20 protein-coding genes are annotated in these 20445 nt (G+C 36.5%); 12 read left to right on the top strand and 8 right to left on the bottom strand.

The genetic code is table 11. The features are described from left to right. Positions 1–100: 100 nt before the first annotated feature. Positions 101–640, top strand: a complete 540-nt coding sequence (locus VXS03_RS08835) for a heme NO-binding domain-containing protein (RefSeq protein WP_327763283.1) — start codon at positions 101–103, stop codon at positions 638–640. 1 nt (position 641) lies between these two features. Further along, entirely contained in the window at positions 642–2399 is a 1758-nt protein-coding gene (locus VXS03_RS08830; RefSeq protein WP_327763281.1) for an ATP-binding protein, read from the top strand. 20 nt (positions 2400–2419) lie between these two features. Here VXS03_RS08830 and mrdA read toward each other — a convergent pair whose 3' ends face one another. Next, positions 2420–4429, bottom strand: a complete 2010-nt coding sequence (gene mrdA, locus VXS03_RS08825; protein WP_327763280.1) for a penicillin-binding protein 2 — start codon at positions 4427–4429, stop codon at positions 2420–2422. 231 nt (positions 4430–4660) lie between these two features. On the opposite strand from mrdA, the gene VXS03_RS08820 reads away from it, so the two are divergent. Together VXS03_RS08820 and VXS03_RS08815 are read left to right on the top strand one after the other, a co-directional pair. Continuing rightward, positions 4661–5275 (top strand): 3'-5' exonuclease, encoded by a 615-nt coding sequence (locus VXS03_RS08820; protein ID WP_327763279.1) that lies wholly within the window; start codon positions 4661–4663, stop codon positions 5273–5275. Between the two features lie 130 nt (positions 5276–5405). Then, complete coding sequence (locus tag VXS03_RS08815) at positions 5406–6452, top strand: endonuclease/exonuclease/phosphatase family protein (protein ID WP_327763278.1); 1047 nt, start codon at positions 5406–5408, stop codon at positions 6450–6452. Positions 6453–6561: 109 nt separating this feature from the next. Here the strand turns inward: VXS03_RS08815 and VXS03_RS08810 are convergent, their stop codons facing one another. Together VXS03_RS08810 and VXS03_RS08805 are read right to left on the bottom strand one after the other, a co-directional pair. Beyond that, positions 6562–8010: a DEAD/DEAH box helicase gene (locus tag VXS03_RS08810; RefSeq protein ID WP_327763277.1), complete on the bottom strand. Its 1449-nt coding sequence runs from the start codon at positions 8008–8010 to the stop codon at positions 6562–6564. A gap of 168 nt (positions 8011–8178) precedes the next feature. Continuing rightward, positions 8179–8337, bottom strand: coding sequence for a DUF2986 domain-containing protein (locus tag VXS03_RS08805; RefSeq protein WP_419182542.1), 159 nt, complete (start codon positions 8335–8337; stop codon positions 8179–8181). 236 nt (positions 8338–8573) lie between these two features. On the opposite strand from VXS03_RS08805, the gene VXS03_RS08800 reads away from it, so the two are divergent. Beyond that, positions 8574–9194 carry a DJ-1/PfpI family protein gene (locus VXS03_RS08800; protein WP_327763275.1) on the top strand — a complete coding sequence of 207 codons (621 nt, stop codon included), beginning with the start codon at positions 8574–8576 and terminating at the stop codon, positions 9192–9194. 10 nt (positions 9195–9204) lie between these two features. On the opposite strand, the gene VXS03_RS08795 is transcribed toward VXS03_RS08800, so the two are convergent. Next, positions 9205–9531 carry a DUF1840 domain-containing protein gene (locus VXS03_RS08795; RefSeq protein WP_327763274.1) on the bottom strand — a complete coding sequence of 109 codons (327 nt, stop codon included), beginning with the start codon at positions 9529–9531 and terminating at the stop codon, positions 9205–9207. A 222-nt stretch (positions 9532–9753) separates the two neighbouring features. Between VXS03_RS08795 and VXS03_RS08790 the strand changes: the two genes are divergently transcribed. Beyond that, positions 9754–11148: a hypothetical protein gene (locus tag VXS03_RS08790; RefSeq protein WP_327763273.1), complete on the top strand. Its 1395-nt coding sequence runs from the start codon at positions 9754–9756 to the stop codon at positions 11146–11148. An 11-nt stretch (positions 11149–11159) separates the two neighbouring features. Here VXS03_RS08790 and VXS03_RS08785 read toward each other — a convergent pair whose 3' ends face one another. Further along, positions 11160–11606 (bottom strand): hypothetical protein, encoded by a 447-nt coding sequence (locus tag VXS03_RS08785; protein WP_327763272.1) that lies wholly within the window; start codon positions 11604–11606, stop codon positions 11160–11162. A gap of 297 nt (positions 11607–11903) precedes the next feature. On the opposite strand from VXS03_RS08785, the gene VXS03_RS08780 reads away from it, so the two are divergent. After that, positions 11904–12086 carry a hypothetical protein gene (locus VXS03_RS08780; RefSeq protein ID WP_327763271.1) on the top strand — a complete coding sequence of 61 codons (183 nt, stop codon included), beginning with the start codon at positions 11904–11906 and terminating at the stop codon, positions 12084–12086. Positions 12087–12159: 73 nt separating this feature from the next. On the opposite strand, the gene aroG is transcribed toward VXS03_RS08780, so the two are convergent. Beyond that, entirely contained in the window at positions 12160–13212 is a 1053-nt protein-coding gene (aroG, locus tag VXS03_RS08775) for a 3-deoxy-7-phosphoheptulonate synthase AroG (protein ID WP_327763270.1), read from the bottom strand. 451 nt (positions 13213–13663) lie between these two features. On the opposite strand from aroG, the gene VXS03_RS08770 reads away from it, so the two are divergent. The 5 genes from VXS03_RS08770 (at position 13664) to VXS03_RS08750 (ending at position 18198) form a co-directional block, all read left to right on the top strand. After that, a complete protein-coding gene (locus VXS03_RS08770) occupies positions 13664–14401 on the top strand; it encodes an amino acid ABC transporter ATP-binding protein (RefSeq protein ID WP_442957433.1) in 738 nt (245 codons plus the stop codon). Between the two features lie 10 nt (positions 14402–14411). Further along, on the top strand, positions 14412–15212 hold the full coding sequence (locus tag VXS03_RS08765; RefSeq protein WP_327763267.1) for an amino acid ABC transporter permease: 801 nt from the start codon (positions 14412–14414) through the stop codon (positions 15210–15212). A gap of 28 nt (positions 15213–15240) precedes the next feature. After that, positions 15241–16056: a transporter substrate-binding domain-containing protein gene (locus tag VXS03_RS08760; protein WP_327763265.1), complete on the top strand. Its 816-nt coding sequence runs from the start codon at positions 15241–15243 to the stop codon at positions 16054–16056. A gap of 35 nt (positions 16057–16091) precedes the next feature. After that, complete coding sequence (locus VXS03_RS08755) at positions 16092–16997, top strand: ABC transporter permease subunit (RefSeq protein ID WP_327763424.1); 906 nt, start codon at positions 16092–16094, stop codon at positions 16995–16997. 376 nt (positions 16998–17373) lie between these two features. Beyond that, positions 17374–18198: a DUF2797 domain-containing protein gene (locus VXS03_RS08750; RefSeq protein WP_327763263.1), complete on the top strand. Its 825-nt coding sequence runs from the start codon at positions 17374–17376 to the stop codon at positions 18196–18198. A gap of 88 nt (positions 18199–18286) precedes the next feature. On the opposite strand, the gene VXS03_RS08745 is transcribed toward VXS03_RS08750, so the two are convergent. Further along, positions 18287–18997 carry a putative ATP-dependent zinc protease gene (locus VXS03_RS08745; RefSeq protein ID WP_327763262.1) on the bottom strand — a complete coding sequence of 237 codons (711 nt, stop codon included), beginning with the start codon at positions 18995–18997 and terminating at the stop codon, positions 18287–18289. Positions 18998–19094: 97 nt separating this feature from the next. After that, on the bottom strand, positions 19095–19985 hold the full coding sequence (locus VXS03_RS08740) for a phosphotransferase (protein WP_327763261.1): 891 nt from the start codon (positions 19983–19985) through the stop codon (positions 19095–19097). Between the last annotated feature and the right edge of the window lie 460 nt (positions 19986–20445).

Genomic DNA, 20445 nt, shown 5'->3' with positions numbered 1-20445 from the left:
ACAGATAAACTCTGCCATAATTACTAATACAATTTAATTTACAGCGGCTAGTTGCATAACGGTCATGTCAGTTACATACAATTAGATAATAAGGGTTGATATGAAAGGAATCATTTTCACTGAGTTTATATCTATAGTAGAAGACCAATTTGGTTTAGAAATCTGTCAACAAATGTTCGAAAACGCTAATGATGCGGGTATTTATACTGCAGTTGGCAGCTATGATCATCGACAGTTAATTAAGCTCGTCATGAGTTTAAGCCATATAACCAAGATTCCAGCACAACAACTTCAACAAATATATGGCCGATTGGTTTTTCCTACCTTGCTGAAAACCCTCCCTATTCCTGATATTGAAAGTGATGATACTTTCAGTTTTATAGAAAAAGTAGAACATCATATTCATATTGAAGTTAAAAAACTCTACCCTGATGTAACACCACCTAAATTTGTTTTTAGCAACAAAACACAGTCAACGATGACAATGGATTATCATTCCGCCCGTTGTATGGGACATGTTTGCATGGGTGTATTAGAAGGCTGCGCAAATTATTTTAATCAATCAATAACAATTGCAATGCAACCGATGAATACATCAGAAAGCCATGTTCGATTTTCATTAACACTCAATGGTGACTAACATGGACACAAAACGCCATATTATGTTATTAAAGCGTAAATTAGAGCGAGAATATTCATCGCGTATTATGGCTGAGAAATTATTAGAGATGAAAAGTCGTGAGCTTTTTGAAACTAATACTATATTAGAAAAGTCATTAGAAAAATTACGATTACAAGCGGAGTTAGATTCAGCTCAACTTGCCTATCAAACAAAAATAGAAAACTTACTGCTTACGTATGCGCGGCTATTTCTAAAACAAGCACCTTGTCGTGATAATATTCAACAATTAATCGAAAGCCTCATTGATGGTCACTACATTACAGCTTGCTATATTTCCATTATGCCTATTGAAAATATCATGATTAGTGGTGATTATTGTGGCGGTCGAGAACAAGTGTGGCTTCCACCAGCGGCACTAAAAAATCAGATTTCACTTTGGGATTCAACGACCAATCTTTACTGGACGGCACTGATCAATAACAACGATATTGTAGGGTATTTCGCGGCAAGAATATCGGCACCAAAAAATAGAATAACAATTATTCAACAGCATCTAGCACTATTCTGTGAATTATTTCGTTCCGCTATTGGGCGTCAAATCACCCTTAGCCGAGCAATTCATGCACGTCAACGTGCCGAAGATTCTGAACAATCAACCCGTGATTTTTTAGCGATGATTAATCATGAATTACGCACACCTCTTAATGGTTTATTAGGCACGGCAGAACTATTACAAGACACAGAACTAAATCAAAATCAAAGTAAATTATTAACAACTTTAAATCATTCAGGTGAACTGCTACGCGCTATTATTAATGATTTACTAGATTACAGTAAAATAAATGCTGGCATGTTAGAGCTAATAGAAAAACCATTTGATAGTCATTTATTAGTCATAAAATTAAGGGATATATTCTCTCATCGAGCCTTAGAAAAACGATTAGATTTTACTATCGACTATGACACCACTATTCCGCGTTCAATTAATGCAGATGAAGATCGTCTTAAACAAATTTACGTTAACCTGATAGCGAATGCGATAAAGTTTACTCACCAAGGGTATGTGAGAGCTAAATTTAGCTGGCGAAATAATTGCCTCATATTTACCGTGGAAGACAGTGGTTGTGGTATTGAAAAACAGCAGCAACATAAGTTATTTAAGCCATTTAGCCAGATAGATATATCAAGTAAGCGTAGTCATGAAGGAACAGGACTAGGCTTAGCAATATGTAAACAGTTATGCGAACAAATGAACGGTGATATTACCTTATCTAGCGAAACTAATAAGGGCACAACATTTTCAGTATCATTACCACTAACAATCAGCACGCTTGATGAAACACTATCAAATCACCCACCGATTTCACATCAAGCATTACAACAATTAAACATTCTGGTTGTTGAAGATTTAAAGACTAACCAAATGATCATTCAGCTAATGCTTCAAAAACACGATATCAATGTCACAATTGTCGATAATGGTCAGGCAGCATTAGATATTATTGCTAATAAATCGTTCGATATTGTACTCATGGATTGTCGTATGCCAATTATGGATGGGTATTGTGCAACCAAGGTATTACGCAAACAAAACTTTACCAAGCCCATTATAGCCCTAACGGCAGGTACAACAACGGCAGAAAGAGAAGCTTGTATTGATGCGGGTATGGACGACATTTTATGTAAACCTTACATGGCGGCAGAATTACTGGCAATGCTTAATTTATGGGGCGATAGATCATATCAACGCCATTTAAGCCATGAGAGCAACAGTTAATCTCATGGCATTATCTGTAATCAATTATGGGTCAATACTGTATTTTCAGCCTTCGTTACTACCTTAGGTACGTCATTAGTTAATCCCGAAAGTGTTGGCGATGGCTGCTGCACTAACTCATCAGGCTGAGGACTTAATGTTGGTTTCAATAATACGTACTCCATGATATCTCGTGCAAATGGAGCAGCATGCCACCCCCAGCCACCGTGTTCTAAGACGACTGTTACTAAAATATTCGGATCATTAGCAGGCGCGAAACCGGTAAACAACGCATGGTCTTTAAAATGTTCGGCTACCTCATTCGCATTATAATGCTCGCTATCTTTCAATGAATACACCTGACTCGTCCCCGTTTTTCCCGCAACTTGAAACGGCACATTTTTGAACATTTGACTGGCCGTTCCTTTTTCCACTACAAGCTCCATGCCTTTTTTAATTATTGCCCAATCTTTTTGGGGAACAGAGGTCAGCGGTTTAAAATCAGCAAAAGTAACAGGTTGCTGAATTTTACCATCAATAATATCTTTTAATAAATGAGGTCGATGTTCAACCCCATCTTCTGCAACAACCGATGTTGCTTTAGCTATCTGTATTGGCGTCGCAGTCCAGTAGCCTTGACCAATTCCGAGTGGTACGGTGTCCCCTTGCATCCAAGGTTGATGAAAACGCGCCATTTTCCATGCTCGCGTTGGCATAATACCTGTAGAGTCTTCATCTATATCAATACCTGAATGCTGACCGTAACCAAATTTGGTCATCCACATTGATAATCGATCAATACCTAAATCATAAGCCACTTGATAAAAGTAGGTATTCACTGATTTTTCAATCGCTTTATAGATATCAACATTGGCAAATCCTTGCGCCCTGTCATCTCTAAATTTACGACTTTTACTGTTAGGGATCCGCCACCAGCCATGGTTGTTACGCACGGTATTTACTGAGATAACCCCCGTTGTTAATCCTGCCGCAGCTAGCTCAGGTTTAACGGTTGAACCCGGTGGATATAAACCTAATGTGGCACGATTCATAAGCGGACGTGCGGGATCGTTAAGTAATGCCGCATAAGCTTTTGAGGAAATACCATTAACAAACAAATTCGGGTTATAGCTCGGGCTTGAAACCATAGCTAAAATCGCCCCATTTTTGGGGTTCATAGCCACGATAGCACCACGACGAACTTTGGTTACCATTAAACCTGTTGTAGGATCTTTTTGCTGTAGTGTCAGTAATTTTTGAGCATAAAGTTGTAGATTAATATCAAGCGTTAATTTGAGATCTTTTCCAGCCACCGGTGGAATATAAGATAATGTGCGTACAACACGGCCATGACTGTTAACTTCAACTGTCTCATAGCCAGTTTTACCATGCAGTAAATCTTCATAGTAGTGCTCAATACCTAACTTACCTATAGTACGAGTTGCCTTATAATTATCATATTTACCGCTCTTTTTTAAAGCAGCAATATCACGATCATTAATTTTCCCGACATATCCTAATAAATGCGTTAATGAGGAGCCATAAGGATAATAACGTTCAAGATGAGCATCAACATCAACCCCTGGATATTCAAATTCATTAACCGAAAATACCGCCACTTGTTTATTGTTCATGTGCGAAATAAGGGTGACAGGTTTAAATGCTTGTACTTGTAATTTCGCTTTATTGAAAGCCACTATCTCTTGTTCTGAGATGCCCAAGAGCTGTTGTAGTTGAATTAACACTTGTGATAAATTTTTTACTTGGTCTGGAATTATTTCTAATGAGCAAACGGGAATATTATCCGCTAATATCACCCCATTACGGTCATAAATACGCCCCCGATTAGGCGCGACAGGAATAAGTTTAATACTGTTGTTATTTGAGCGCGCTTTATATTCACTGTAATCTTCTACTTGTAAATGATAAAGGTTGGCAATTAATACACAGGTTAAAATCAAAATACCAACAAAAGCTTGAATCGCTCGTCGAATGAATAAGGCTTTTTCTTGCTTATGATCGCGAATCTGGCGGTAGCGTTTGTTTTTCATAGAACGTTTATTGACTCATAATCGAGGGCGATAAATTGCTAATCGTCAAATATAACACTCTATTGATACTTTTATAGAATACAAAATGTCACTCAAGCCCGATAACGAATAAAAACACACTTATTTGTTTAAAAATACAGCATTAAAAGTGGCATAAAATTGACTAGTTGCAATTTACAACTGAACGGATAACGCTACAATACTGTTCTTCTTATCGTTAAAGATTTACAAATGTTTAATTCTCGTTCTGCCAATAGCGTTATCGTACTCGACTTTGAAACCACAGGCTTATCACCAACCCAAGGTGATCGAGCAATTGAAATTGGTGCAGTTAAACTTGAAGATGGTCAGGTAGTCGCGCATTTTCAGCAATTAATGAACCCAGGCTTTCGTGTCAGCAGTTTTATCGAGAGCTATACTGGCATTAGTAACAATATGCTCCGCACTGCCCCTTGCTGTGAAGATGTCATGGTTGAATTTGCTGATTTTATTGGTGATGCAAACCTTGTTGCTCACAATGCCTCTTTTGATCAACGTTTTTTAAATGCAGAACTCGCGTTAATTAATCGAAAATATAGCGATCAATTTGCGTGTTCTATGCTTATTGCACGACGTTTATATCAACATGCTCCAAACCACAAACTGGGCACATTAGTTGATTATAAACATATTCATCATGATGGCGTCTTCCACCGTGCATTAGCCGACTCCGAAATGACCGCCCGCTTATGGTTAGCAATGATTGACGATATAAAACATCAATATGGAATTGAAGACGTATCGTTTGGGTTAATGCAAAAATTTGCTAAAACACCGAAAGCCAATATCAATAAATTATTCAGTTAACGTGCATTAATTTACTTATATCAAAGCACCGCTGTCATTAAGACCTCACTCTGGTATGCTACATATCAATAATTTAACGAAATCATAGAGCCGAGTTATACAGTTCGGCTATAGTTATTGAGAGTGTAGAGTGTCTGACGTAAATCAGCCTTCTTATGAAGTGCCATTACCCACAGTTAAAATTGCCAGTTTTAACTTATTGAATTATCTTGAGCCTCCGATGGCTTATTATGATTTTCAAAATATTTATACCATGGAGCAGTGGCATAAAAAACAAGCATGGATAACACGATTTCTTGATAAAAACCGACCTGATATTATTGGTTTTCAAGAAGTATTCAGTAGCGAGAGTCTACAATCTTTGTTGGAAAAAGCAGGTTATCCTTATTATGCGGTAATCGATTCTCCCACAGTGATTGATGATTTTATCTACCGTAGCCCTGTGGTAGCCATTGCTTCTAAATTTCCAATCACTGAAGTCGCAGCAATTACAGCAGATCAACAAGCCGCAGCAATACTTGGGTTAACGGATTTTCATTTTAGCCGAAAACCACTTAGAGCCACGATTGATATTCCTCACATAGGCTTGACTGATTGCTATGTCACCCATTTCAAATCCAAACGTTCCCTGTTTGACGATCCACTACCTGATACCATTGTACCAACAAATACTGCATTATCACGGTTTGCCAGCCAACGCTTAGGCAGTTGGGGCTCTGCTCTGCTACGGGGCACCGAAGCGAATTTATTATTACTAGCGATACTTAAACAACGTGAAGCCAGTACACATCCAATGCTACTTATGGGGGATTTTAACGATGAGATTTCAAGTTCATGTTTAGAACAACTTATTGCTGGAAATGTGTTTGGCATGTCAGACAGTGATATTGAACGTTTAATTGGCTATTACCGTTTATACGACAGTTGGAATTTATTTACTCATAACACCGAACAAGTTGACTTACCTCGCCCACCAACGCACTACTTCGGAGCTAAAACCTCGGTACTTGATTATATTCTATTATCACAAGAGTTTAATGCTCAATACTTAGGATCATTATTTGAGGTCAGCGATTACCATACTGAAAATAAACATTTAATTAATAGTAGTTTTGATGAAGATGGCTATAGTACCGATCATGCCATTCCATGTGTGACGTTGTCACTTAGAATGTAACACCAGCTAAAAAAGACATAAAAAAACCAACGCCAATGACAAATTATCATTACACGCTGGTTTTTTATTACAACGACTCTTTAAACTAACGGCTTAACGTTAGTGAATATTAGTTAGTTGTTGCTGCTGGCTTACGGCTACGTTGAGGAGCACGACGACCGTCGGTCTTTGGCTTTTCATCATTGTAACGACGCGCTGGCTTGCCATCAGTTGCTTTAGGTTTAGCATCTGTTGGACGCGGCTTACGTGCTGGCTTTGTGCCTTCTGCACGTGGAGCGTCATCACTACGTGGCGTTGGTTTACGACGCGTGGTTGGCTTGCCGTTTGAACGTGGACGTTTTTCACCATTCGCTGCAAATGATTGCGGTTTCTTTGGCTTTTTAGGCTTCAGTGGACGCGTATCTAACTTTGATGCAGGTAGTTTGTTGGTTGGTTCGAAACCTTCAACAATTTCACGATCTAATATTTGCTTTGTTAGACGTTCAATTGCAGCTAAATCACCAAATTCATCAGCGCATACTAATGAAATCGCCTCACCCACACAGCCAGCACGACCAGTACGACCAATACGGTGAACGTAATCTTCTGCTACGTGTGGTAGATCGAAGTTCACCACTTGTGGTAATTGTTCGATATCAAGACCACGAGCTGCAATGTCTGTTGCAACTAGTACACGAATAGCACCTGACTTAAAGTTAGCCAAAGCTTTAGTACGTGCACCTTGGCTCTTATTGCCGTGGATTGCAGCCGCTGAGATGCCACGGCTTTCTAAATGCGTAGCTAGGCGGTTTGCGCCATGCTTTGTTTTAGTAAAGACTAATACTTGCTTCCAGTTACGCTCACTTAATAATTTTGTTAATAAGTTCGCTTTTTTCTTTTGATCAACAGGACAAATCCACTGCTTCACTGTCGGTGCAGTTTGGTTTCGTGGGTTAACATCAATCTCAACTGGATTATTCACTAAACCTTTAGCAAGTTCACGAATTTCATCAGAGAACGTTGCTGAAAACAGTAGGTTTTGGCGTTGTTTTGGTAATAGCGCTAAAATTTTACGAATGTCACGAATAAAGCCCATATCTAGCATACGGTCTGCTTCATCTAGCACGAGGATTTCAATATCACGGAATTTAACCGCATTTTGACTATGTAAATCCATCAAACGACCAGGTGTTGCCACTAAAACATCAGCACCCTTACGCATACGTACCATTTGTGGATTAACTTTAACGCCACCAAACACAACAGCAGAGCTGATTGCTAAATTTTTGCCGTAAGTTGCAACACTTTCACCAACCTGAGCTGCAAGTTCACGCGTCGGTGTTAACACAAGTGCACGAACATGATTTGAACGAGCAGGTTGACCACTAGATAATTTTTCTAGTAGCGGCAATGTAAAACCTGCTGTTTTGCCTGTACCCGTTTGTGCCGCCGCCATGACATCCTTGCCTTCCAGAATAGCTGGAATTGCTTGCGCTTGAATTGGGGATGGTTTTTCGTAGCCTTGCTTAGCAACGGCTTCAAGAATTGGGGCGGATAGGCCTAAAGAGGCAAAACTCATAGCATCTCTCTTTGTATAAATTAAACGCATAATAGCGTAGTAGATTGCTCATCTAATGATAAGCAAGCAACACCCTATAATTAATCATAGGCATGATGCGAAAAAACAGAAAAACGACCAAAATCATGTTTCTGTTTAAGATATAAAATTCATGTTGTTAACTATTGATTAAAGTGCAGATTCAGTATCACTATCAACAGTAGTATCAGATGTTACATCTGCAGTTTCAGTAACCTGTGCAGCTTCTTCATCAAGCTTGGCACGTTCTGCTTTAGAAATATAACGAGGCTTATTGCTTTTATTAAGCTTAGCATTCGCCTTCTTCATTCTCTTTTTTAACGTTTCGTTAATTTTTTTCTTTCTATTCATAGTCGTGTCAGCTGATATTTTGAGCCATTTTCAAACAGGGGGCTGATTGTAATCATTCGTAGCTGAATAACAAGCATTATCCTCATAATGCAATTATAAATGCCAAATTATCATCTACAACACAATGGATCATGATTAATTAGGCTATTACTAATAGCATCTATTAATAACATTAGATTTATTGCAAGGTATATATGATGTTAGAACAACAAACAGTAACGGTATTACTTTTTGAGCAATTTGAATTACTCGATGCTTTAGGGCCACTGCACATGTTTGGATTATTGCCTGAACATTATCAATTACAAATAATCACAACGAATGGACAGCATGTTACTAGTACGCAAGGTATTAATATGCAACCCACATTGAATTTTAATGACACTATCAAAGCGGGTATCTTGGTAATTCCAGGAGGAGCAGGTGTACGATTTGCCGCACATAATAAAGATATTTTAACTTGGCTAAAACAAGTCGCACCACAGCAACACATTGTCTGCTCTACATCGACAGGTGCAGCTTTGCTTGCAAATGCTGGTTTATTAGACAATAGCAATGCCACTACCACCCAAAAGAACCTTGATTGGGTGTCTCAATTTGGTAGCAATATTCAGTGGCAAACATCAGCACGTTGGGTACGTAATGGAAATATTTTCACCGCATCAGGTTGTTCTGCCAGTATTGATATGTCATTAGCTATTATTGGTTACCAACATGGTGATTCGCTTGCCCGCCGCATAGCAGCAGACACTGAATATTTGTGGCTCAACGATCCTAATGATGACCCTTTTGCTCCATTGCATTTAGTCAAATAACAAATCGAGACTACTGCCACATCACGTAACTTTTAGCTAGAACAGCCGCTTTTAATAGCTCTATCAGTGGAATTGCGCGCACGTTAATACTAATCTCAGGTTCTTGTTCATTTTCATCATCATTCTCAATCGCTTGCTGCTGCTCTTGAGCGGCTCGTTGCTGTGCTACTGCAATGACAAGATTTTTTTCTAAATTTACAAGCGCACTCTCAACATCCTCGGCAACTATAGCTCCTGGTATATCTGTTGTATATTCCATCATCTTAATTAATGATTGTGCATTATCACCAAACATTGTGACGTCATTATGTGTTTTACAAGTAAACGTAACTAACATTATTGCCTCCAATTGATTTATACCCAGTTGTCTTGTTTAGACATTTAACCACATAAATACTTTCATCACATTAAAATCACACCTTGTTTCATAGGGAACAATCGCGACTAAGCATACGCTTGTATATGCTATCAATGTCGGTATAATCCGCTAATTAGTTAATAATTATAAATACAGTGGAATATGAACATCTCGCGCAATTTTTTTATTATTATGTTATGCATGGTTGCAGGCTGTGATAAAGAGAGCCATATTGATTATTCTTCTTTTAATATCCAACCCGAAATTATTCCCGATCAAAAACAACAAGGGTTTATTATTACTAATAAATGTAGTCCATTTAAAACACCTTTAGATTTTAAAAATCTTGAATATGCATCTAAATCGTTAATTCGCTCTAACTGGTTATCTAATCCGCATTATCTTGAAGATATAAATAATTTAATCTATCAATTTAATCAAACACATATAGAAAATGCTGCTATATTTATTCAAGCTCTAAATAATAGCGCATTAATATATAAGAAAAATATGATTGAAGTTAATATTATAAAAAGAAAACTTCAAGCAGAAATCAATTCTAAACTGATGTATTACCAACACGAACTAGCATCTGTAAATGCTCACCTAGATATAGTAAAAAAAGATGAAAAACAACACCTTAAAGAAATAACCCTCATAAAAAACAAGATCAAAGAAAAACAAAAATATTATATAAAGCTTCGTCGCTCATTGAATAATGATTTACAAGAAATCTTACTTGATGATGTCCTTACATTAGATCTAGTATCTAATATTAAGTTTAAATATAAAAAAGATAAAACACTGCATTGTTCAAAATATTTAGGCGAGTATCGCCAAATCACTTTCACATCACCTGATATATGTGTTTATTATAATAAAGAAGAACTAATTAGTAAAATACCACAGAAATATCAGTCAAAAATAAATCTTATCATGAACACATATGTACCAGAATTATGGAAAACAATGGTACGTCTTAATGGTTATTTTGAAGCGAATTATAATAAACAAGTTTTTGACCATTACTTACAGAAAGATCTCATGGTGGCAAATAATAATTTAGCAATCAAACGTACTATTAATATGGGCAAACAATCCCAACATATGATCGATAACTATATTCAGCAATATAAGAAGTTAACGATTGCAATGGAAAATAATATCGATAGAGCACTGCTTAACGAGCAAAACCAAATTAACATTTCAAGTAAAGCATTTTATCAAAAACTATCACCGTTACTATTGAGCAATAAAATTAAAGATCCTATCGTTAATTTCTTGATACTTTATAATAACAAAGTGTTAGTAACAAAACTGACGCAGGAATATGCTACAAAAATCCTTAATGAATACCCTAAAGAGTTAACTTTTAACATTGCTAGTAATGGGAATTTTATACTTCCCCAAATACGCGGAAATAATTACAAAATAGTTATTGATGTTAATAAAAGTTACAGTGTCATTTATAACGGTCATAACGTACCCGCACCACCAAAAGACTTCAGCCAGAAGACCCCTAACACAACATCGATGAGGCATAACCTGAACCAAATAATCAGTCGGCAATTATTTAAGCAATGGTATAACAGTTAACAATAGTATGGTTAAAAGCCAAGACTTTTTGCGCTTTTTATCCATGCCACAGCTGTTGCTGGATCTTTGTTAGCCTCAGGAATTATTTCTATAATGTGGACAATTGTTGCACTATTACCACTACAATTTGCATCATAAGGTGCAATGAAAGTATAGAAAAGTGGTTGATGTGAATCAGATAAAGCACACCAATGGTTAATTAGCTCCCCTTTTCTTTCATGACATACCTTGGAAATAAAACGTTGATAGTTTATGGTTTGCTGTTGATGAGTGTCATTACACCAAATTTGTTGATAGTCCATATATCCTAACGTTGGATGATAAAGAATATTTTGTTGCGGTTGTTGATAAACTGTTTGCTGATTAATATAGATTTGAGTTGCTGAAATGGCACTAGAATGCTTTGAATAGAGATTATCGGCATAAGTTACGTTCGTGTACTCCCCCAAAAAAAGCATTAATATCAATATACTTTTGATGTTGAATATCCATTTTAGACTATGCATCATCTTCTCCTTACTCAATGATAAAAGATGAATATCGACACATTCAACGATTAACCAAATGTATCTCCCTCTTATTATTGATAACAAACTTAGAAAATAACAGCATTTTTAGTAAACAACATTAACAAATAGTGTCCCATTAACTGTACATTTTAAATTTTTAACTTACATAAAAATAATATCACCACATATACTTAACAAGTAAAATCGTGTTTCACGTTACCATCATAAAAGTAACCTGGAGTCATTATGAATAAAAAAACACTCATAGCTGATACCCATGATATTTTTAATGCTTTTATCATTAACGGCCTACATCATGATTATTATATATACTGTCAATTTCCGTTTAATGAAAATCTGGTAAATCAACATGATTATGGTAATGAATTTGATATTGAGTTTAACGATGGATATCGATATTACCAATAAAAAAGCCCCTACTTTATACTAAGTAGGGGCTTCAAAATGCGTATTTATTTAAACTTATTAAATAAATAAACCACTATTTTTGGCGGCGAATTCTGACATCTGTAGCAAGTTGACGTAAAACTTTGTCAGTATCATCCCAGCCAATACAGGCATCAGTAATACTTTGACCATAAGTCGGTATTTTGCCATCAACGATATCTTGACGGCCTTCAACGAGATGACTTTCAATCATTACACCAAAAATAGCATGATTACCGCTAGCTATTTGTTGGCCAACATCCTCAGACACAATCACTTGTCGTTGGTATTGTTTTGAACTATTTGCATGGCTGAAATCAATCATCAATTTATTACGTAAACCGGCGTCCATAAGTTGCTGTGTAATTGCATTAACATCGCCAGCACTGTAATTAGGTGCTTTACCACCGCGTAATATAATGTGGCAATCTTCATTACCAGCCGTAGCAACAATGGCGGAATGGCCATATTTAGTCACAGATAGGAAATGATGAGGCGCGCTTGCTGATCCAATAGCATCCGTGGCGATTTTGATATTACCATCAGTACCATTTTTAAAACCAACAGGACAAGATAGCCCAGATGACAGTTCGCGGTGCACTTGTGATTCTGTTGTTCGAGCACCAATCGCACCCCAACTAATGAGATCCCCCATATACTGAGGCGTGATCATATCTAAAAATTCACCAGCAGTAGGTAAACCTAAATCTGTAAGATCAGCTAATAATTTTCGACCAATACGTAAACCATCATTCAATTGAAAACTATTATCCATATATGGGTCATTGATAAGCCCTTTCCAACCAACTGTTGTTCGTGGCTTTTCAAAATAAACTCGCATGACAATCTCAAGATCGTCTTTAAGTTCATCCCTTAAATTCTTCAGCTTTTTTCCATATTCTAATGCTGCTTCTGGATCATGAATCGAACAAGGTCCGACAATCACCAATAAACGGTCATCTTGATCATTGAGAATGTTATGAATTGATTTACGTGATTCATAGACGGTTTTAGCCGCAGCATTAGATGCTGGAAACTTCTCTAACACTGCAATCGGTGGTAAAAGCTCTTTAATTTCACTGATACGAATATCATCCGTTTGATGCATATTTTTACTTCCTATAATTCCTTTTAATACCCAACGATTAGCTTGCAGAGACAAATAACCATATAATATTAATCATGATACATTTGTTTAACTTATCTTTTAAAAACTCAGAGTGCAAACGGTTATTGAATCAAATTTTGCATCAATACATCAGTTTTACTATCCACCTCTGCACTGTTTCACATATAAATGACAATGTATGAACAGAAACATCAAAAATATAGGATATATTATTACACGTAAGAATAGAAACACGGTAAAATATACTCTTGAAAATTATTAATAATCAAAAATTTTATACGCAAAGAATATGCATGTGCTCAATGTGTTATTAATATTACATTGACCAAATATTGACATGTTAATTCAATAAATATGTATTCTTTAATCATAAAAAAACATAACTAAAGATCATATAAATAGATGTCTATTAAATTTAAGGAATGCCGTGTTGCTAGAAAAAAACATAATCACATTTAATAATGTTGACAAATGGTATGGCAATTATCATGCACTCAAAAATATTAATCTTTCTATTACTAAAGGTGAAAGACTGGTCATTTGTGGACCATCGGGTTCAGGAAAATCAACATTGATTCGCTGCATAAATGGATTAGAAAAATATGATAATGGTGAGGTTACAGTTGCTGGACATGTATTAAACCACAAGCAACTCCATACTATTAAAGGTCAAGTTGGTATGGTTTTTCAGCACTTCAATTTATTTCCTCATATGACGGTTTTAGATAATCTAACTTTAGCTCCTCGTCGCGCATTAAAAATGTCAAAAACAGATGCCGAGATTTTAGCTCGTAAGTTTTTAGACCGCGTTAATATTGGTCACCAAGCGGATAAATTTCCAGGGCAACTTTCAGGTGGTCAGCAACAACGTGTAGCGATTGCCCGTTCTTTATGTATGAAACCCAATATATTGCTTTTTGATGAGCCTACTTCTGCCCTTGATCCGGAAATGATTCGTGAAGTTCTTGATGTTATGAAAGAACTCGCTGATGATGGCATTACTATGGTTTGTGTAACGCATGAAATGGGCTTTGCTCGTCAAGTTGCAGATCGAGTAATATTTATGGATCAAGGTGAAATTGTTGAAATAGCCCCTCCTACGCAATTGTTTGATAATCCTCAGCATACGCGTACACAACAATTTTTAGAAAATATCCTTAGCTATTGAGATCAAAATAATGACCCACAATACGCGATCTCGAATTCCTAAAATTATCGCTATTTGTTTACAGGTGATTTGTGTCGCTTCTATCATCATGTTACTACTCAATAGCGGTGCAAAAGCCATGCATTATCATTGGCAATGGTACCGTATTCCTGAATATCTTTGGTTTAAAGAAGATGGCCAATGGTACCCAGGTGACTTACTTGAAGGCTTAATGATAACGCTGAAAATTTCTAGTATCAGCTTAATCTGTACTATTTTTATCGGTTTTATCACAGCATTATTACGCATGTCTGACTCTATTGTCGGCCGAAGCCTAGCTCGTGGGTATATTGAGGTAATTAGAAGCACACCTTTACTTGTGCAAATATACTTACTGTATTTTGTCTTTGGCCCGGTATTAGGCATTGATCGCACCACTACGGCTATTTTAGCGCTGTCTTTATTTCAAGGGGCTTATAGTGCTGAAATTTTTCGAGCCGGACTACAAGGGATCCCTCTTGGTCAGCTTGAAGCCGCAGAAAGTTTAGGTTTATCACAAATTGATAGTTACCGATTTGTTGTTATTCCACAAATGTTTAGAAAAATAATTCCACCGCTCACAAATGAAGCCGTCTCATTAGTAAAAAACTCTTCCATTGTAAGTATTATGGCTATATTCGATCTGACAACAGAAGGACGTAATATTGTCGCAGACACTGCAATGCCATTTGAAGTTTGGTTCACTGTGGCAGCAATTTATCTTTGTATAACTTTAACATTATCAGCATTAGCCGTTTGGCTAGAGCGTCGTTTAAGTATCCCTAATCATTAAATTTATATGCACATCTATGGAGAAAGCTATGAAACGCTTTATTGCGGTATTAATTACCGTTTTTACTTGCTTATTAGGTGCTAACAATGCCTTTGCAGCAGACGACAGTAATGCACTACAACAAATAAAAGAAAGCGGTACATTACGGGTTGGTCTATCAACATTTGTTCCTTGGGCTATGCGTGATAAACAAGGCGATTTAATTGGTTTCGAAGTTGATGTCGCTAAACGTTTAGCGGCTGATGCTGGATTAAAGGTCGAGTTCGTACCAACCGCTTGGGATGGTATTATTCCTGCGCTATTAGCAGGTAAATTTGATGTTATTATTGGCGGCTTAACCATTACCCCTGAACGTAATATGAGTGTACTATTTACTCATCCATACTCATATTCTGCGGTTCAAATGGTTGCTAGCAAAACACTGGCATCAAAAATGACCACGATTGCTGACTATAATAAGCGCAGTGTAACAATTGCCGTTCGTAGCGGTGCTTACCCAGTTCAAACTGCACGTAAGTTATTTCCAAAAGCAAAACTACGTCAGTTTGATGACGAAACTCAAGCATTCCAAGAAGTACTTAATGGTAATGCGCAAGCTGCACTAGCATCAACACCAACACCAGAGCAAATGGTTATTAAGAATCCAGATAGCTTATTTATGCCATTTAAAAAGCCATTAACGCGTTACGCTACCGGTTTTGCGATTCGTCAGGGCGACTTTAACCTACTCAATTTCCTTAATAACTGGATCCTAGTACGTACAGAAGATGGGTGGTTAAATAATCGTTACCAATATTGGTTTAAAACAACTAACTGGCAAAACCTGGTTAACGAGAATAATTAATAATGACTGTCGCTAAAACGTCAGGTGGCAAAATAATGCAGGAGGGATCATGCCCTCCTGCAAAGCGTCGCTTTAATTTAAAACTAAATAAACTCGATATTATTTTATTGATTATTATTGGTTGTTTTCTGGGCTGGATAGCTTATCGTTCTTCTATAGGTATTCATTACCATTGGCATTGGCGTCAAGCATTTGAGCGCATTTTCACATCCAGCCATGATGGTGGTTTACCTTATTTTATACTAGGTATCATTAGCACTATTCGGGTCAGTATTTGGGGAATGATCTTTGCCGCTACATTTGGTTTGTTACTCGCTCTGGCCAACCTCTCACCCTTTAAAATAATACGCATTATTTCAAGTAGTTACATTCAAATATTGCGAAATATTCCGCCACTTGTTTTTGTGTTTATTTTCTATTTTTTCATTTCAAACCAGTTAGTACCATTACTTGGTTTGAGTGGTATTTTTCGTCACTATAATGGCCAAGAAAACGCATTACAGGTTGTTTTATTTGGACACAGTAACCTATGGGAAAACCTATTTTCAGGGGTTCTATGTGTAGGGCTTATTGCGGCAGCTTATATTGCTGAGATTATTCGTTCAGGCATTAATACTATTAGTAAGGGGCAATGGGAAGCGGCAGATTCACTTGGCTTGTCAACCTATAGTCGATTTCGATTTGTTATATTTCCACAAGCATTAACAGCTATTGTTCCGACACTAGCGGGACAATTTATATCAATCGTAAAAGATTCATCCATTATTTCATTAATTTCGATACAAGAACTGACTTTTACTGGCTCTGAGATTGCTAACTCCTCTGGATTTATCTTTGAAATATGGCTCATTGTTGGTGCCGTTTATTTTTTATTATGCTTTAGCTTATCACTGCTATTTAGAAAGCTAGAAAAACACAGTTCACGTCATTTACAACATTAATAAATAGATATTATAAAACCCAAGAATAGTCAATATTCTTGGGTTTTCTTGTTTTTAACTTTCATTTTATAATAGCTTCATCGATTGAACGTAATAAATAGGTTTACACCCACACTTATTGTAGGTTTGTTATTTGTAAATATTATGGATCTGCTTGCTACTTACTATTTTTATATAAGCATTTATTAGCCTCTTAATTTTATCTTTCATATTTGACCTCTTCACGATGACAAATGAATAGTTCTTTAATTATAGTCAATATTTATATATTAAAAGGGAATTCATTGAATTATAACGTCCACTCTTTAGTCTCAATCCCCCCAAGATATTTAGGTCTTGTTTCAAATCACTGATACACTCTAAAAAACATTTAATAGTGAGCATGAGCATGCAAGGTACACTCAGTAAAATGAAATCATCACTTGGAGATATAGTTGATTACTATCTCCCAATTGGTGAGCAGCAGCTACACCTTAATCCCTATATTGGTAAACAACTAACTCTCACCCATACAGGAAATATCTTTTGCTGTTCTTGCGGGAAAAAAACCAAAAAAAGCTATTCTCAAGGGCATTGTTTTCCTTGTATGAAAAAACTCGCAAGTTGCGATATGTGCATAATGAAACCAGAAACTTGCCATTATGCTCAGGGAACTTGCCGAGAGCCACAATGGGGTGAAGAAAACTGCATGGTGCCTCATTATGTTTATCTTTCTAATACATCTGCTCTTAAAGTTGGTATCACTCGCCATACTCAGCTTCCAACTCGCTGGATTGATCAGGGTGCAACTCAAGCTCTTGCAGTATTAAAAGTAAAAACACGCCAGATATCCGGCCTTGTAGAAGTTGCGATTGCTGAAATGGTGGCAGATAAAACCAATTGGCGCACAATGTTAAAAGGTAATAATGACGATATCGATTTACAGCAACAAGCTCAATTATTGTTACCACAAGTCAAGCAGAAATTAGCTGAAATCACTGCTGAATTTGGCGAAGATGCAATCGAATATTTAGATAATAGTATTGTGGATATTCATTATCCTGTTGATCAGTTTCCAACTAAAATAGCATCGCACAATTTTGATAAAGAGCCTGTTGTTAGTGGTATTCTTGAAGGAATTAAAGGTCAGTATTTATTGTTTGATACTGGCGTGATTAATATTCGTAAGTTTGGTAGCTACGAAGTTATCGTTACTGAATAGAGCGCACTAATCTACAACAAAAAAACGGCATGTATCTTAAATAAGATCAATGCCGTTTCTTATATCGCTAGCTTAATATTAAAAAAATTTACTTTGCTTGTGGCTGCACGTATTGACGTTTGCTATTCTGTACCGCGACATCTCGCATAAAGTTTTCACCTAAAACAACCCCATTACCGCCATCAATCAATTGATATTCAACTTCATCATTACGATCGCCTAATTTGGTTCGTAGTGATACGACGGGTAATCGTTTTCTATCATCAGATTTTGACCATGATTTTACTGGGTATTTATACTCTTTTCCTTGAAAGTTAAACTTCACCCAGTTATCACCATCACGCTCAAATTCCACTAAATCTTTAATACCAATACGAGACGTTGGTGATTTAGGATCAATATAAGCAGAAATATGTTTAGTTCCTGATAATATCAGCACCCACTCATGGTGGCCTAAAACTAACATACCGTCTTTAGTTGTCTTTGGTGTTGCCGTCTTTTGTTTATGATCAACAGAAGCTAGCTTTGCTGATGCCGTTGACGCCGTGATTTTATCTGTTGTCACATCCTTTTTAACTAAAGCCTGTTGATGCTTTTGGGATGCTTTTTTTTCAGCGGCAGCAGTTTGTGCTTTTGCAGCTGCTTTTATTTCAGCAGCCGTCACCATTGATGCAAATGCTAATGGTTTAGTAATTGGCTTTGCTACCGATGCTGTAGTTTGTTGCTCATCTTCGATAGGTAATTGCTGAGCACAACCAAAAAGAAACAAGGTTAATAAACCTACTGCCGTTTTCTTCATAAATCACATCTTCCTTTACATTTTTACAAACCATAACTAACCATAATACCTAGATTCATGTTATGCCAAATAATTCTATGTTGTCCAAGGTATATCTTTATTGTATTACTGATTCATATAGCGAAAATTTATTGGTTAACCATTGTTCATTATACCAACCCATATTGCGACTATGTTTAGCGTCATCCCATAAACTAAAAAAATGACGTCGCGCTTCAAAACCATCATCTAAATGACTTTTTTCAAGATAACGTTCTGCGATATGTAAATCACTACGTACATCGAATAAATGAATAACATCCAATTCTCGATGCTTAAAACCACTATCGCAAGGATCTAATAATCCTGCAACTTTGAACGTGACTGGATCAAATAGCACATTCGCAATATGGCAATCATCGTGTACAAAAGATGACGACTCATGTGCAATCGGTGCTAAAACTTTTGTTCGACTTTCCCAAAGATCAGCAAATTTCTCTTTTAATTTTGTGCTAAAAGGTGAACCAGCACTCATCAAATAGTGGTATACACTTCCCATCCAATCATCAAATGCTGAGCTTAAACTCTGACTAAATTGACCATTTGACAGTTCAAACCCCTGTGGATGCTGGTGTTCATGTAATGCCAATAAAATATCAGTATAATCTTCTCTAAATGTCATTACCGCTTTAGAATCTTCAGGTAATTGGTGCGCAGAGACCCCATCTAACCAATCTAAGACGATATAATCATACCCATCTTCTCGGCCAAATAAATAAATCTCAGGCACAGGGCATGACACAATTTTACGTAACTGCACTAAACTCGCGACTTCTTTACCAATACGCCCTACTTCACGCGAAAATTTAACTACAATTTTCGACTTCCCTGAGGCAAGAAAAACTACCCAACCATAAAAGGTTTCCTGAATATCACACACATCAGCTTTACGACGAAACATAGAGAAAAAAGCGTTTTCGGCAATGGCTTTAAGCTGGGGTTTATTCATAGTTGTTACCTTGATAATCATTGTTACACAATACAGATAAATTATACCAAAAAGGAATAACTCATTGGTTTTATGTAATTTTTTGTTGTTTTATCTTTTAAGAATGCATCATAACAGCAAAGATAACCAGTATTGAGTAATAGAAAAGATGAAAATAGTTTACTTTTACTTACAATTTCATTTTTAGTACTAATAATCACTTCTAACAAACAACATTTTAGTGTTCTAAACTATATTGAAATTTTTATATAAATTTAATTAATTCATCAGACCTAAAAAAACAACAATAAACATATACATACAATGAATAAATATTCCAATATAGCATTTACAGCCATGTTGGCAGAATTTATTGTTCCTATGGCTCATAAATAAAGCTTTGCTTCATAATGACCATCTCAGTACTAGACCGTTTTAGTTGCTATAATATTTCTTTACATTTTGTTATTTATTCGTTCTA

The sequence above is a fragment of the Photobacterium sp. S4TG1 genome (genome assembly GCF_036040035.1).
Classification (GTDB): Bacteria; Pseudomonadota; Gammaproteobacteria; order Enterobacterales; family Vibrionaceae; genus Photobacterium.
Note: the sequence above shows the minus strand (reverse complement) of the source record. Positions and strands in the feature narration are given on the sequence as shown.